This is a genomic window from Thalassospira sp. NFXS8, from assembly GCF_040148805.1.
Lineage (GTDB): Bacteria > Pseudomonadota > Alphaproteobacteria > Rhodospirillales > Thalassospiraceae > Thalassospira.
Genome location: NZ_JAGEMF010000001.1, coordinates 663,496 through 677,671, shown reverse-complemented (window position 1 = coordinate 677,671; position 14,176 = coordinate 663,496). Strand labels below are relative to the sequence as shown.

The 14,176-nt window shown below is 51.6% G+C and carries 14 protein-coding genes and 2 tRNA genes; 11 read left to right on the top strand and 5 right to left on the bottom strand.

The window, feature by feature from the left end; all coding sequences use genetic code 11:
- The first annotated feature begins 52 nt into the window (after positions 1 to 52).
- From J4E05_RS03060 to J4E05_RS03030, 7 genes are all read left to right on the top strand, one after another.
- Complete coding sequence (locus tag J4E05_RS03060) at positions 53 to 1,165, top strand: acetoin utilization protein AcuC (RefSeq protein WP_349592315.1); 1,113 nt, start codon at positions 53 to 55, stop codon at positions 1,163 to 1,165.
- Positions 1,162 to 1,608 carry a DUF192 domain-containing protein gene (locus tag J4E05_RS03055; protein ID WP_085593326.1) on the top strand — a complete coding sequence of 149 codons (447 nt, stop codon included), beginning with the start codon at positions 1,162 to 1,164 and terminating at the stop codon, positions 1,606 to 1,608. Before J4E05_RS03060 ends, J4E05_RS03055 begins: the two co-directional genes overlap by 4 nt.
- A gap of 172 nt (positions 1,609 to 1,780) precedes the next feature.
- Positions 1,781 to 1,857, top strand: a tRNA-Pro gene (locus tag J4E05_RS03050).
- Positions 1,858 to 1,963: 106 nt separating this feature from the next.
- A complete protein-coding gene (locus J4E05_RS03045) occupies positions 1,964 to 2,257 on the top strand; it encodes an ETC complex I subunit (protein WP_085593328.1) in 294 nt (97 codons plus the stop codon).
- A 130-nt stretch (positions 2,258 to 2,387) separates the two neighbouring features.
- A tRNA-Arg gene (locus J4E05_RS03040) sits at positions 2,388 to 2,464 on the top strand.
- Positions 2,465 to 2,891: 427 nt separating this feature from the next.
- Positions 2,892 to 4,589 carry a methyl-accepting chemotaxis protein gene (locus J4E05_RS03035; RefSeq protein ID WP_349592312.1) on the top strand — a complete coding sequence of 566 codons (1,698 nt, stop codon included), beginning with the start codon at positions 2,892 to 2,894 and terminating at the stop codon, positions 4,587 to 4,589.
- A gap of 284 nt (positions 4,590 to 4,873) precedes the next feature.
- The gene (locus tag J4E05_RS03030) at positions 4,874 to 5,719 is read left to right on the top strand and encodes a polysaccharide lyase family 20 protein (RefSeq protein WP_349592310.1); all 846 of its coding nucleotides are present in this window, start codon (positions 4,874 to 4,876) and stop codon (positions 5,717 to 5,719) included.
- A gap of 71 nt (positions 5,720 to 5,790) precedes the next feature.
- Here J4E05_RS03030 and J4E05_RS03025 read toward each other — a convergent pair whose 3' ends face one another.
- The 4 genes from J4E05_RS03025 to hisI form a co-directional block, all read right to left on the bottom strand.
- Positions 5,791 to 6,510, bottom strand: a complete 720-nt coding sequence (locus J4E05_RS03025; protein WP_349592308.1) for a YitT family protein — start codon at positions 6,508 to 6,510, stop codon at positions 5,791 to 5,793.
- Positions 6,511 to 6,694: 184 nt separating this feature from the next.
- Entirely contained in the window at positions 6,695 to 7,522 is an 828-nt protein-coding gene (locus tag J4E05_RS03020; RefSeq protein ID WP_349592306.1) for an aldo/keto reductase, read from the bottom strand.
- Between the two features lie 357 nt (positions 7,523 to 7,879).
- Positions 7,880 to 8,995, bottom strand: a complete 1,116-nt coding sequence (locus tag J4E05_RS03015) for a CobW family GTP-binding protein (protein WP_349592304.1) — start codon at positions 8,993 to 8,995, stop codon at positions 7,880 to 7,882.
- A gap of 42 nt (positions 8,996 to 9,037) precedes the next feature.
- Positions 9,038 to 9,439, bottom strand: coding sequence for a phosphoribosyl-AMP cyclohydrolase (gene hisI, locus J4E05_RS03010; protein ID WP_349592302.1), 402 nt, complete (start codon positions 9,437 to 9,439; stop codon positions 9,038 to 9,040).
- Between the two features lie 135 nt (positions 9,440 to 9,574).
- Here hisI and J4E05_RS03005 point away from each other — a divergent pair, with 135 nt between their 5' ends.
- Genes J4E05_RS03005 through J4E05_RS02995 form a run of 3 tightly spaced genes read left to right on the top strand, consistent with a single transcriptional unit; the run spans position 9,575 to position 11,685 of the window.
- On the top strand, positions 9,575 to 10,051 hold the full coding sequence (locus tag J4E05_RS03005; protein WP_349592300.1) for a Fur family transcriptional regulator: 477 nt from the start codon (positions 9,575 to 9,577) through the stop codon (positions 10,049 to 10,051).
- Positions 10,032 to 10,883 (top strand): zinc ABC transporter ATP-binding protein ZnuC, encoded by an 852-nt coding sequence (gene znuC / locus J4E05_RS03000; RefSeq protein WP_349592298.1) that lies wholly within the window; start codon positions 10,032 to 10,034, stop codon positions 10,881 to 10,883. Before J4E05_RS03005 ends, znuC begins: the two co-directional genes overlap by 20 nt.
- Positions 10,876 to 11,685: an iron chelate uptake ABC transporter family permease subunit gene (locus tag J4E05_RS02995; RefSeq protein WP_085593338.1), complete on the top strand. Its 810-nt coding sequence runs from the start codon at positions 10,876 to 10,878 to the stop codon at positions 11,683 to 11,685. The genes znuC and J4E05_RS02995 overlap by 8 nt, the downstream gene beginning before the upstream one ends.
- An 80-nt stretch (positions 11,686 to 11,765) precedes the next feature.
- On the opposite strand, the gene metC is transcribed toward J4E05_RS02995, so the two are convergent.
- Positions 11,766 to 12,950 (bottom strand): cystathionine beta-lyase, encoded by a 1,185-nt coding sequence (metC, locus tag J4E05_RS02990; protein ID WP_349592296.1) that lies wholly within the window; start codon positions 12,948 to 12,950, stop codon positions 11,766 to 11,768.
- Positions 12,951 to 13,205: 255 nt separating this feature from the next.
- Between metC and J4E05_RS02985 the strand changes: the two genes are divergently transcribed.
- Positions 13,206 to 14,162 carry a threonine ammonia-lyase gene (locus J4E05_RS02985; RefSeq protein WP_349592294.1) on the top strand — a complete coding sequence of 319 codons (957 nt, stop codon included), beginning with the start codon at positions 13,206 to 13,208 and terminating at the stop codon, positions 14,160 to 14,162.
- The last annotated feature ends 14 nt before the right edge of the window (positions 14,163 to 14,176 follow it).

Here is a 14,176-nt window from a genome sequence, read left to right as displayed (position 1 = left end):
TGGTCTTGGTTGTTTCGCTGCATTTGTTCACGCCCTGGTGTCCTGGCATTTTATGGTCTACCCGCCACGTATGATTGCCGCCGAAATTTATCGCGGTTCGTCCTATGGTCCCAAACATCCATTGGGTATTCCACGGGTGTCACTGGTGGTTGACATGGTCCATGCGCTGGGCTGGGTGAATGCGGATAATTATGTTGTCGGACCATTGGCCACACCGGCGCAATTGGCACGATTTCATGCGCCGGATTATATTGCTGCCGTTATGCAGGCCGAACGGGATCAAAGCCTGCCCGACGATATGATGGAACGCTACAAGCTGGGGAAAAACGGCAACCCGATATACCCGGAAATTTTCCGGCGTCCGGCAACGTCGGCAGGATCATCGATTTTGGCGGCAGAGTTTTTGCGTGATGGTGGCATTGTCCATCATCCGGCGGGCGGGACCCACCATGGTCGCGCCGCCGAGGCATCGGGGTTTTGTTATTTTAACGATCCGGTGCTGGGCATTCTGGCATTGCTGGATGGCGGGCTGGAGCGGATTTTGTATGTGGATATTGATGCGCATCATGGCGACGGGGTGCAGCTTGCCTTTACAAATGACGACAGGGTTTTAACAGTTTCGGTTCATCAGCATGATTTATGGCCGCGAACCGGCGCTGTTACCGACATGGCCGGGGGCATGGCGCGCAATGTGCCAATACCTGCGGGTATGAATGACGATGAAATGCGTTTTGTGCTGTTTGAGTATTTATTGCCTCTGGCGGCAGACTTCGGCCCGCAGGCGGTGGTTTTACAATGTGGGTGTGATGCGCTGGCAGAAGATCCACAATCGCGACAAATGCTGGGAAACCGGTCGGTTTGGGAAGTGGTAAGGGAGTTTGCAAAAATAGCACCGCGACTGATGGTGTTAGGCGGCGGTGGATACAATCCCTACGGGGTGGCCCGATGTTGGGCCGGGATATGGGCAACTGTGAATAATAATGAAATTCCGGAAAAATTACCGGAATCGGCAGAAGAAATACTGCGTGACATAAAATGGTCGCATCGTCTTGGCAGACAGCCGGCGGCCAACTTGCTTACAACCCTTGCCGATGATTGGCGGGGTGGGGAAATCCGGGCGGAAGTCCGGGGTCATGTGCAGTTTCTTAAAGGGTATGGGGTATGAAGTCTTTCGTTCAAACGGTGTTTGTATTCTTTTTTGTCAGTGCGGCGGTTATGGCTGGCCTGAATGCAAAAGCCACAGGTTTTGAGCGATCGCGTCTTTTGGTCGACGGACAGGTCTTTAATGTGGAACTTGCCTTAAGCCCCGATGAAAGGGCGCGGGGGTTGATGTTTCGGACCCACATGGAAGACGATAACGGTATGTTGTTCGATTTCGGCCAGCCACGCGATGTGTCGATGTGGATGAAAAATACGTTTATTTCGCTTGATATGCTGTTTATCGGGCAAGATGGCAAAATTGTTGGTATTGCGCCGCGCACGGTTCCAAAATCCGAAGCGATCATTTCGGCACCGCGCCCGGTACGGTTCGTTCTGGAACTAAACGCGGGGCTGGCCGACAAGTTTGATTTCAAGGTCGGCGATACGGTTGATGGTTTGCCGCGTTAATAGCGCATTGGTTTAAAGGGTGGGGCGGCTTTATGCCGGGTTCCGCGATCTGGTTTGCCCTTGCCGGTTTTGTTTGAAACGCCAAAACGACATGTTGTTGTAAAAAAGGTGATAAAAAGCATTAAACCGGGCTTGCCGCGAACAGATTAAGGTGCTAAATCCCTCCCCGTGTCGGGAAGTGGCGCAGTCTGGTAGCGTACCTGCTTTGGGAGCAGGGGGCCGTGGGTTCGAATCCCGCCTTCCCGACCATTTCATCTTGAAACGGGTGATTGCATTTTCAAGTTGCCCGATTGGGTGTAGACTGAATTTTGTAACGTCGTATTTCAGCCAGTTGACAAGTTAAACGAGGGTGTCGATGAAGGTTCGTGTTTTCAAACCCGCGAAAAATGCCATGCAGTCCGGCCGCGCCGCGACCAAGCATTGGGTTATGGAATTTGAACCCCGCGCCCAGAAACTTCCGGATCATCTGATGGGCTGGATCGGGTCAACCGATACCCGTGGTCAGGTTCGGATGGAATTTGATACGCTCGAAGAAGCACAGGCGTTTGCTGCCAAGCATAATCTGATTGCCGAGATCGAACAGCCGAAAAGCCGCAAAATTCAGCTTAAATCCTATGCCGACAATTTCGCTTTCAAGCGTGTTGTCTGATTAATTTGCCGGGTTTGTTTTTCAAGCCGGACCACGGGGCGATTATCGCCCCGTTTTGCTGTGAAACCGGGTTTGAGATTACAGTTGCACCAATGTGTGATTTGTAAATTTCCTGTAGTCCCGGCTCTACGGTCCCTTAGCTCAACTGGATAGAGCAACAGACTTCTAATCTGTAGGTTGCAGGTTCAAGTCCTGCAGGGATCGCCAATAAATTCAAAGGCTTGGGAGCTTATGGTTCCCAAGCCTTTTGTTTTGGGCGCTTGCAAGTGGGGCTGCGACCAGATTTGATCCGAGAGGGCGGCGATGCGGTGCTTTGTGTATGGTTATGCCACGGTCCCCTGCCTTTTGCGCACACGGAATGATTGCATTCGTGCTATGGTATGCAAATTATATTAAAATACTGCCGGTGCTATTAAAAGTCCAATTGCGCACTCCAATATGTTTATCAGTGCATTTTATGTCGAAGGTTGGTTGTGTGTGAATGCAATCAGGGTCTTATGGAATGATCGGTTATAAAGGGTGTTTCCATTGGGCTGGCTGTTTTGTACCCGGCAACTGTTCGTAAATAATCAAGGTGTCATGTCGGGAAAGCGCGGGGTAGCGCAGTTCAATGACGGTTGTGCGGAGGGGCTCCATGTTTGGTATCCGATCTGATGCGGATCATATTCTTGACGCGATCAAGCATTCTCAAGGGACGATCGAATTTACAATTGATGGTAAAATTGTTGATGCCAACCCGCTGTTCTTAAAGCTTATGGGCTATGACCGAGCCGAGGTGGTTGGCCAGCATCATCGTATTTTCATGGCACCGGAAGATGCCGGTTCAGTAGAATATCAGGAGTTCTGGCAGCGACTTAAGGCAGGCGAATCTTTTACCGCGGTTTTTCGCCGGATTGCCCGCGACGGCCATGAGGTCTGGCTGCAGGCTACGTATAATGCGGTGCTGGACCGCCGCGGTAATCCCTGCAAGATATTCAAGATCGCGACTGATGTTACCCAGCAAAAACTGCAAAATGCCGATTATGCGGGGCAGGTTGATGCCATTCGTAAATCCCAGGCTGTGATCGAATTCGCGCTTGATGGCACGATATTGTATGCCAACGACCATTTTTTAGGGGCGATGGGGTATCGCCTTGACGAGATCAAGGGCAAGCACCACAAAATCTTTGTGGGGGCAGAGTTTGCGAAAAGCCGGGAATATGAGGAATTCTGGAAACAGCTATCGGCAGGAAAATATATGTCTGCCGAGTATCAGCGGTTTGGCAAGGGAAACAGGGAAGTCTGGATTCAGGCCTCCTATAATCCAATTTTTGACATGGCAGGGCGACCGTTCAAGGTTGTGAAATATGCTACCGACATTACAACGCAAAAAATGACGTCGCTTGATGCTGCTGCGCAAATTGCTGCCATTCATAAAGTACAGGCTGTTATTTCGTTTGATATGAACGGCAAAATTCTGGATGCCAACAAGAAATTTCTTGATCTGATGGGGTACCGGCTAGACGAGATCAAAGGCAAATATCATCAGTTGTTTGTCGAGAAACACTATGCCCAAAGTAAGGAATATCAGGAATTCTGGGCAACGTTGCGTTCCGGAGATTTTCTGGAATCGAACTACAAACGTATTGCAAAAGATGGCAAGGAAGTCTGGATCAACGCAAGTTATAACCCTGTTCTGGACTTGAACGGCAAACCGTTCAAGGTGGTCAAATTTGCTTCCGATATTACCCTTCAGGTTCATGCTCGCGGTGTTTTGGCAGGATTGGCCGAAAACTCTACGGGAAGTGCCGAGATCGTCGCCAGTTCGTCCGAGGAAATGCTGAGCTCCATTGGCGAAATTAGCTTAAACATGCAAAGAACCCAAGCTGTCGCTGACGAGATTGTTGCCAGAAGTGATGCCGCAGAACAGGTACGTGTCGATCTTGAACAAACTTCGGAAGCAATGGAGGGAGTTGTCGGTATTATCCGGGATCTGGCCGATCAGGTTAACCTGCTGGCCTTAAATGCGACAATCGAGGCGGCACGGGCCGGTGATGCGGGCAAGGGGTTTGCTGTGGTGGCAGGCGAGGTCAAAAGTCTTGCAACCCAGACGGCCAGGGCAACAGACGAGATCGCAACGCAGATTGATGCCATGCAAAGTATTACCCGGCGGGTGACAACCTCGACACAGGATATTGCCAGTTCAGCCAGTTCTGTAAGTGATTATGTAAATGCCGTTGCTTCGGCGGTTGAGGAACAAACAGCGGTTACCAAGGACATTTCCCGCAATATCGATATTGTTTTTCAGGGAATTGTCGAACTGACAAATTGTGTGCGCGGAATTACAAAATAATCGCTGATATTATAATAGTGCTTTGCCGTTATCACACAGTAATGATGGTGTGTGTTTTGCGCCAATCACAATACTTTGCTGCATCCTTATCAAACAATAAATGATCTGCAGGTTTTGCATGGGCTGGAGGGTGTTTTTCCCGCCGTGTGACCGGTGGTTATGCGCGTATCGCGGTGCCAGCGTTAATTACGGCGAAAGTCTGGTCAGGGCGCCTGTTTTCGCCGTGATGCCGACATGATCACACGTCACATTGCCTTTGGCTAATGGCGATGGGATGTGCCTTGATGTCGCGAAAAACGGGATGGCAGGTGTTATGTTTCGGTGTGTTGCTGATAACAGCGTTGGCGGCAGGGGCCGCTGTTGCCAATAACCGGGTCATGGTGGGAAATGCGGGTAGTGTTTCGTTGCCTGCAGTGTCACCCGATCAGGTGTTGCGCGGTAATTTTGGTCCGTTTGTACGGTCGTTAAATGATAAAACCTATGGGTATCAACAGGTGGCAGATCCCGTTCTGGCACCTGGTAATAAACCGGATGCAAGCACACCTGTGGTTGAACGGTTTGAGGTGCGGCCCGGTGATTGCGGGGGTGAAAACGCCATTGATTGTGGCCGTGACCGGGAACGTTCAGAACTAAGCGAGCGCGGCGATCGTAACCCGCAAGGTAGTTCATACTGGTATGGCTGGTCGCTTTATATCCCTGATAATTTTGCCAATGTCGCCCCGACAAAGGTGGCACTGGGCCAGTTTCATCAGGAAGGCAGTCATCCGGCGTGGATGTTTGAAATTGATCAGTCCGGTTATCACATTGACAATCATGTAACCGGCAGCAAGCCCCGGTATCACACACTGATCAATGATGATGTTTTGCGGGGGCGTTGGCACGATATTACGGTGTATGCCCATTGGACGGCAGGTTCGGACGGTGTTTTGCAGGTATGGGCCGATAATATCCTTAAATTTGATTATCACGGGCCGACCATGACGGCGGATAAGGTTTACTTTAAGTATGGCCTGTATCGGTCCTTTGTTTCGCGTTATCAAAACGCCAATGAAACCGATAAAGTACCAGCGCAAACGGTTTATTTTAAAAATGTCAAGCGCGCCAACAGCCGATCAGAACTGTTGCAATAGAACGTTTTATCTCTTTGAGATCATAACCTGATATCGCGAGATGATTTCAAGGTTCAAAATGGTTCTACAGATTAACGCACGCCAAAATACCGGCCCGGACGATGGTTGATGGCGATGATCAGGTTTAAAACAGTGGCCCCGGCCAGCGACAACAGTACTTTGTCAAACGGCAATAAAAACAGGGCGCAAACCATAATACTGGCATCAATGCCGAGTTGGAAATAACCGGCACGAATGCCATGATGTTCCTGTAAATACAGGGCCAGAATATTAATACCGCCCAATCCCGCGCGATGCCGAAACAGCATTAGCAAACCAACGCCCATTAACCCCCCGCCAATAAGTGCGGCGTAAAGCGGATGCAGCATATCAACGCTGATCCAAAGGGGTGTCAGGCGGGAGAACGCTGATACCAGGCCAACAGCGATAAAGGTTTTAAGGGTAAATTCCCATCCCATGCGCTTAAAGGCCAGCCAGTAAAACGGCAGGTTCAAGGCAAAAAAGACAATGCCGAAACCAAGCCCGGTCGCATGATGGATCAAAAGAGCGGCACCCGCCGTGCTGCCGGTAATTAAAACGGCCTGTGTATAAAAGGTGATCCCAAGCGAAACAATCAATGTGCCCAGTATAAGGGCAATCGCATCTTCATACAGGCGATGCCCTGGTAAGTTTGCGGGCTTGTCTGGCGTTGGCGGTGGTGCTGCCTCGGTTGTCGCACCTTCTGCCGTTTTTTGATCGGCATTTGCCGGTATCGTCGACAGGTCCGGCTGGGTTTGCTGAATTTCGGCCATTGCCACCATCATTGATATGTTTGGGGATAGCCGAATGTTACGTATTTCGCAGGTGCGAAACAAGCACGGGCATCAACGGGTCTTTTATTCGCTGTTTTATGCCTTAAATGGCCGCATCAACGCAAAAGACCGGCCTTTTAAGGGCCGGTCCGGGTGGTTTTGTGCGGCAATTTGCGTGGGAAATTTATGCCGCATCCCATTTCGGGGCGAAATCAGGGTTGATCATGCGGCCATCGGGGCGGGCAAGGCCATTTATTTGGGCCATTTCCGCATCGCTAAGTTCGAAATCAAAAATATCAAAGTTGGCTTTGGCATTTTTGGGTGATCCCGACTTGGGAATGGCCATAACCCCATCCTGTTGCATCAACCAGCGCAAGGTTACCTGCGTTGCCGATTTGCCGTGGGTTTTACCAATCGCAATCAGGGTATCATCCTTTAGCACTTCGGCACGTGCCAGCGGGCAATAGGCGGTCAGTAACATGTCGTGCTTTTTCAGGCACGACATCACCGCTTTTTGCGACAGGTACGGGTGATATTCTACCTGATTGCACATAAGGGGCAGATTGCTATAGGCCACTGCCTTTTCGATCAGGGCCGTTGGAAAATTTGAAATGCCGATATGTTTTGTCATGCCCAGATTGCGTACTTCGTTAAGGGCGGCAATGGTTTCCTCAAGCGGGATGTCATCGTTGGGCCAATGCAGTAATAACAAATCAACATGGTTAAGGTCTAGCTTGCGCAGAGATTCGACTACGGACGTTTGCAGGTCGCCGCTTTGGAATTGATCGGGCCATACCTTGGTGGTTAGGAAATAATCATCGCGCGCAAGGCCGCTTGCTTTTAAGCCCCGGCCAACGCCATCTTCATTATGGTACATCTGGGCTGTATCAAAATGGCGATATCCGATCTCGGCGGCTTTTGCCACCATGGTTTCGGCGGCCTGCGGATCAAGCTGGAAGGTCCCAAAGCCAAGCGCAGGTATCGAAACCCCGTGAATGTCACGTGTGATCATGGTGCGTATCCCCTGTGTATGATTGTCATTTTGCCATGTTGATGCACAAATGGGCGTATTTTGCGGCCCTGTGATGCCTGTGCTTCAAAAACCATGGTACAATTTAAGTGTGATTTTAATCCGAGAATTAGTTTAGATCAAATGATCTGCAACCTGTACGGGGGGATGAGGGATTGATACCTGTGCGGAAAAGGGGATTGGAATGCCTGTAAAATCCGCTGAAAACAGGAAAAAAGCCGGCCGTGAATGCCGCGACCGGCTATAAAGTTTCAGGACTTAGAGTGAGGCTGTATCAAGCCTTCCCTAACCTGACAGGTCGATGGTGCCTATACCTTGATATGCGTCAAATTGGCTGATTTAATTGGATTTGGGGGTGTTTTGGCCCTGCGTTTCAATCGCCGCTGCATTTAATTGCAGCAAAGACTGGCGAATAACATCCGGCCCCAGATCGCGGGTGATAAACACCAGTTTTGATCGATGATCATCGCTGGGCCAGGCAGGAAGGGTGGCGGGTGCATGAAATATATGTTGCACCGCATGAATGGCGACCGGTTTGTCCTCACCGGCAATGTTCAGCACGCCTTTTATCCGCAACAGATTCTCGCCGCGCATTTGGGTGAATATTTCAGCCCATGTTACAAAGGCATCCCAGTGCAGCGGTTCATCAAATGTCAGACAGAATGACGAAATATGGTCGTCATGCCGGTTTACATCATGGCTATGTTCATGATGATGTTCGTGTTCGTGTTCGTCGCTGTGATTATGCCCGGCATCCCTGTCATCGCCATAGGCTTCGTCGCGCAGCCATTTTTGCACGTCAAGCGACTTGGTTTCGGGGTTATAAAGCCCTGCATTAAACAGTTTGTCGGGGGCAATATCGCCCAAATGCACGCGATAACGTGGCGCAGCCGGGTTAAGGCTGTGCAGGCGTTTTTCCAGGGTTTCCAAATCATCCCCGGCCGCCAAATCGGCCTTGGTGATCAAAATGCGGTCGGCGACGGCCGCCTGTTTGACGCTTTCGGCATGGTCATCAAGCTGTTTATTGCCATAAATTCCGTCAACCGTGCTTACCACGCTATCAAGGCGGAATTTGTTGGTCAGAAGCGGGTCAGTCATCAGGGTATGCAGGATCGGCGCCGGGTCGGCAAGACCGGTGGTTTCAATGATCACGCGCTCAAAGGCGGCAATTTCGCCCCGTGTGCGTTTCAAAAACAAATCGCGCAAGCCGTTGATCAGGTCGCCACGTACGGAACAGCAAATACAGCCGGAATTAAGTAAAACCACATCTTCGGAAATTTCGCGCACCAGTAAATGGTCTAGGCCGATTTCGCCAAATTCATTGATCAGAACGGCGGTATTGCTCATGCCCGGGTGCGATAGTAACGCATTTAGCAAGGTGGTTTTCCCACTGCCTAAAAAGCCGGTAATAACCGTTGCCGCAATACGTTCATTTTGTTCGTCCCGGATCGCCATGATCATACCTTTGTGGTCGCGATTGAAATTTGTGGAAGTAGATTATTTTTGGGTGCCATAAAGGTCTTCAACCGAAATTTCCGGCTCGGAAATAATGGTTTCCACCCCGTTGCGCACGGCAAAATAAAAACAGTTTCGCCGCCCGGTGTGGCAGGCCACTCCTTTTTGATCAACCTGCACCAAAATGGTGTCCTGGTCGCAGTCATAGCGAAAATCAACCAGACGCTGTTCCTGACCGGAGCTTTCGCCCTTGCGCCAGAGTTTGTTGCGCGACCGTGAAAAATAACAGACACGTCCGGTCGTTAACGTTTCAATCACGGCGTCACGGTTCATCCACGCCATCATTAAAACCTCGCCGCTGTCGTGCTGCTGGGCAATGGCCGGGATCAATCCCTGTTCATTAAATTTCAAACGGTCGGCAATGTCGGCAAAGGGCGCGGTCATTTGGGCGGGCTCCGGCATATCGGCAAAAGTTAAATTGTCTGTTGGCTCTTGACGAAATGATATAATATAACACTTCAACAAAAGCGATCCCCAATCGCGATCTTAATAATCACATGTCACCAGGATCTCGCAACAATGACGGACCTTTTCCCCGACAAGGGGCATGATCACGGTCGCTGTATCGATAGTGCCCTGCACCAGGCCGAAATTGTGGCCGAGGCAAACAATGCCCGCTTTACCGATATGCGTCGCCGCGTTTTCACGCTGATCTGGCAGTCACACAAGGCGATCACCGCTTATGAATTGCTCGATGCGTTGCAGGCCGAAGGGGTTCGGGCGCAGCCGCCTACCGTGTATCGGGCGCTGGAATTTCTGGTCGGGTTGCGGCTTATTCACCGTATCGAATCGCTAAATGCCTATTTTGGCTGCGACATGCCTGATTGCGAACATTTGGGGCAATATTTTATTTGTCGTAATTGTGGACGTGTTGCCGAAGCCGTGAACGAAGACATGAGCCGCGCCGTACGTACCGCTGCCGGCATCGTCGGCTTTAAAATCGAAGCCACCACCATTGAAATCAAGGGGCTATGCCATGACTGTGCCGCTCATTGAGGGGCAGGAACTGTCGTTGTCTTTTGGCGGCGAGGCGGTTCTTGATAATGTCAGTCTGGCGATTTCGGCCGGTGAAATTATAACCCTGATCGGCCCAAATGGAGCGGGGAAATCCACCCTGGTCAAGGCGTTGTTGGGTTTGCAGGCTGTCGAGCGCGGCGTAATTACCCGTAAACTCGGCCTGCGCGTGGGTTATGTGCCGCAAAAACTGGCGATTGACCGGGTTTTACCGATGACGGTGAAACGGTTTTTAAACCTGACCCATCATGCCAGCCTGTCAGACCGGGTTGACGCCTTGAAACAGGTGGGGGCAAGTGCGGTTTTAAACAGTCAGATCGGCGATTTATCGGGTGGGGAAACCCAGCGTGTGATGCTGGCCCGCGCACTGTTGCGCAAACCGGATTTGCTGGTGCTTGACGAACCGACCCAGGGTGTTGATGTCGCCGGTCAGGCGGACTTGTATCGTTTGATCGAAACCATTCGCCGCGATCAGGGTTGTGCGGTTTTAATGATTTCGCATGATTTGCATCTGGTCATGGCCAAGACGGACAAGGTGGTATGTTTTAACCGCCATGTCTGTTGTTCAGGCCTGCCTGAAACCGTGCGCCAGCACCCCGAATATCGCTCGCTGTTTGGCTATCAGGCCGCCGATGCCATTGGCATTTACCACCACGAACATGACCACGAGCATGATTTGTCGGGGCAGGTGGTGGGTGGTTGCGGCCATGATCACGGCCATAATCATTCCCATGGTGATGCCAACCATACTACCAAAAATATGGTGAACCAGGTGGGGCAGGGCGATAAGGTCAAGGAACATTTCCATGGATAGTTTTCTGGTGCGCGCCATAACAGGTGGTGTGTTGCTGGCCCTTGTGTGTGGTCCGTTTGGCACATTCATTGTCTGGCGACGCATGGCCTTTTTTGGCGATACGCTGGCACACGCCGCCCTGTTGGGTGTGGCTGTCGGGTTGCTGTTTGGCATTGATGTGCGTTTTGGCATGATTGTCACCTGCCTGATGGCAGCCTTGTTGCTGGCCCTTGGGCAACGGCAAAGCAAATTGGGCAGTGATACGGTTTTGGGGATGCTGGCCCATTCAACCCTGGCCCTGGGCATGGTGGCGCTGGCCTTCGTACAGGGTGTCGCGGTTGATATCATGGCCTATTTGTTCGGGGATATTCTGGCGATCAATACCACCGATTTATGGTTGCTGGGCCTTGGAGGCGGGGCGGCGGTGACTGCTCTTGTCTGGATGTGGCGACCACTTCTGGCCTTAACCGTTTCACCCGAAATTGCCGCTGTTGAGGGGGTAAAGGTTGAATGGCTGCGGGTTGTTTTCATGTTGTTAATGGCGCTGGTGATTGGCATTGCCATTAAAATTGTTGGTGTGTTGTTAATTACGGCCTTGTTGATCGTCCCTGCCGCCAGTGCACGTTTTTTTTCGCGCACGCCCGAACAAATGGCAATCGGTGCTGCCTTGTTTGGTGTGGCAGCGGTTTTGGCCGGTATCGCGCTGTCGTGGCATATAGACAGCCCGGCAGGCCCCAGCATTGTGATCTCGGCCGCAGGGTTATTTTTAATCAGCAGTGCGATTGCCCCTGTTTTTCGCCGTCTGGCCCGTATATCGGGCTAGCCCCCGGAAAACAGGCTAAATAAAAAAACGGCGCGGGAAATAACCATTCCGCGCCGTTTTTTATGATCGGTAAGTACTGATTATACCGTTTTCAACCGTTCAAATCCGGCGGTCAGATCGGCGATCAGATCGTCGGTATCTTCCAGCCCGACATGAATGCGCACCAGTTGGCCGGGGTCGTCCCACGTCGTGGCGGTGCGGATTTTTTTCGGATCAGATGGCAAAAGCAGGCTTTCAAACCCGCCCCAGCTAAAGCCCATGCCAAACAGGTCCATATGGTCCAGCATATTGGCCAGTTGTGGGCGGGTGACCGGGTGCAGGATGAAGGAAAACAGGCCGCTGGCCCCAATAAAATCACGTTTCCAGATTGCATGTCCCGGGTCATCGGGCAGACCGGGGTGTAATACGCGGCTTACTTCGGGGCGGGTTTGCAACCATTTGGCAATGGCAAGACCGGATTCGTGATGTTGGCGCATTCGCACATTAAGGGTGCGCAACCCGCGCTGGGCCAGATAACAGTCATCCGGGCCAATTGAATCGCCCGACAAGATAACCTGCTTTTTACAGGTGACAAAATCTTCTTCGGTGGCGGTGGTAATGGTACCCATCATGACATCGGAATGGCCGACAATGTATTTTGTACCGGCCTGAACCGATACATCCACACCCATCTCAAACGGGCGGCACAGGGTGGGCGAGGCCCAGGTGTTATCAAGCAATACCTTGGCGTTTTTGGCGTGTGCGGCCTTGGCAATGGCCGGGACATCCTGCATTTCAAAGGTCAGCGAACCGGGGCTTTCGCACCAGATGACGGTGGTATTATCGCGGATAAGACCGGCAATATCAGCCCCCAGCGTTGGGTCGTAATATTCGACATCGACGCCAAATTTTTTCAAAAACGTATTGGCAAGGTTGCGGGTAGGTAAATAGGTGCTATCCGTGATCAGCACATGGTCGCCGGGTTTAACGAATGCCAGAATGGCATTGGTAATGGCCGCCACCCCTGATGACAGGCAGAGGGTGGCGTGGCCGCCTTCCAGCTCGGCAATGGCTTCTTCCAGCAAATAGCGCGTCGGGGTGCCATGACGGCCATAAAAGCTGTTGCCGTGCGGGAAGGGCGAGGCGTTGTCCAGGGCTTCAAGGTTTTCAAACAAAATGGTCGAGGCATGTAAAACCGGCGGGTTGACCACACCATGATATTCGCTGGACCGGCGCCCGGCATGAACCAGCCGTGTCGATGATTTAAAATTTTTGTCAGTAGACATAAGGCATTTCTCCTTGCCGCGAATAAGGCGACCAATGTGTCATTTGTTCGCTAAGACAAAGCATCTCAAGGCATTGGGATCAAGGATTTTTACGGTAATTTGATGTGGATATGGGCCAGATCTTGCATGTTGGTTGCCCAGTGCGGCCTGTTTGCCGTACACGGGCGATGTGTGTAAATTTGTCCCTGCGATTGCGGCTCGCATCGGGGATGATAAATGATGTAAAACCGCTATCAGCTTTGCAAGGGAGGTTTTGTGCTTCAGCTTCAGGATTTTCGGGCAGCCCGCCGTCTGATTTCGCCTCACATGCGTGTCACGCCGGTTTTTGCCATTGGTCAGCCCGATTTTGGGGCGGTTTATAAAAACGGTGGTGTCACATTCCCCGATTTGTTTTTGAAACTGGAGAATTTGCAGATTTCAGGGTCATTCAAGGCGCGTGGAGCGATGAACGCAGCGCTTAACCTTGAAGGGGATGTTCTAAAAAACGGGCTTGTTACGGCATCGGGCGGCAACCATGGCATGGGGGTTATCAACGCGGCACGTGTTTTAAATGTGCCGGTCAAAATATTTTTACCAACCAATACACCCAAGCCCAAGGTCACTAAACTGCGAAAATCGGGTGTTGATGTAACATTGTACGGTGCCGTTTGGGACGAGGCCAACCATGCCGCCATCGCCCATGCGCGCGAAACCGGTATGGCCTATATCCATCCTTTTGCCGACCCTAATGTTATTGCGGGGCAGGGGACAATTGCGCTGGAACTGCTCGAACAGCGCGCCGATCTTGATACGCTGGTGGTGGCCGTTGGGGGCGGCGGGCTGATTTCCGGTGTGGCAACAGCGGCAAAAATGATGCGTCCCGGTATTCGCATTATCGGGGTTGAACCTGTTGGGGCCCCGACCCTGTTTGAAAGCCTGAAAAACAACGAAGTAGTCACTTTACCTTCGGTCAATACCGCAGCAACCAGTTTGGCCCCCCGCCAGTCCTCTGCATTAAATGTCGATTTGATCGGTAAAAATGTTGACCGTATTGTCCTGGTATCGGACGATGAAATGCGCGCCGCCGCAGGCTGGATGTGGCGTGATCTGGGGTTGTCGGTTGAATTGTCGGCAGCCGCCGGGATTGCCGCGGTAATGCAAGGGCGACTGGGCGATATTGACCCGGGCAAAACCGGCATTATCGTGTGTGGCACCGGAACTGACGGGCAATAGGTAACAGTCCCTTA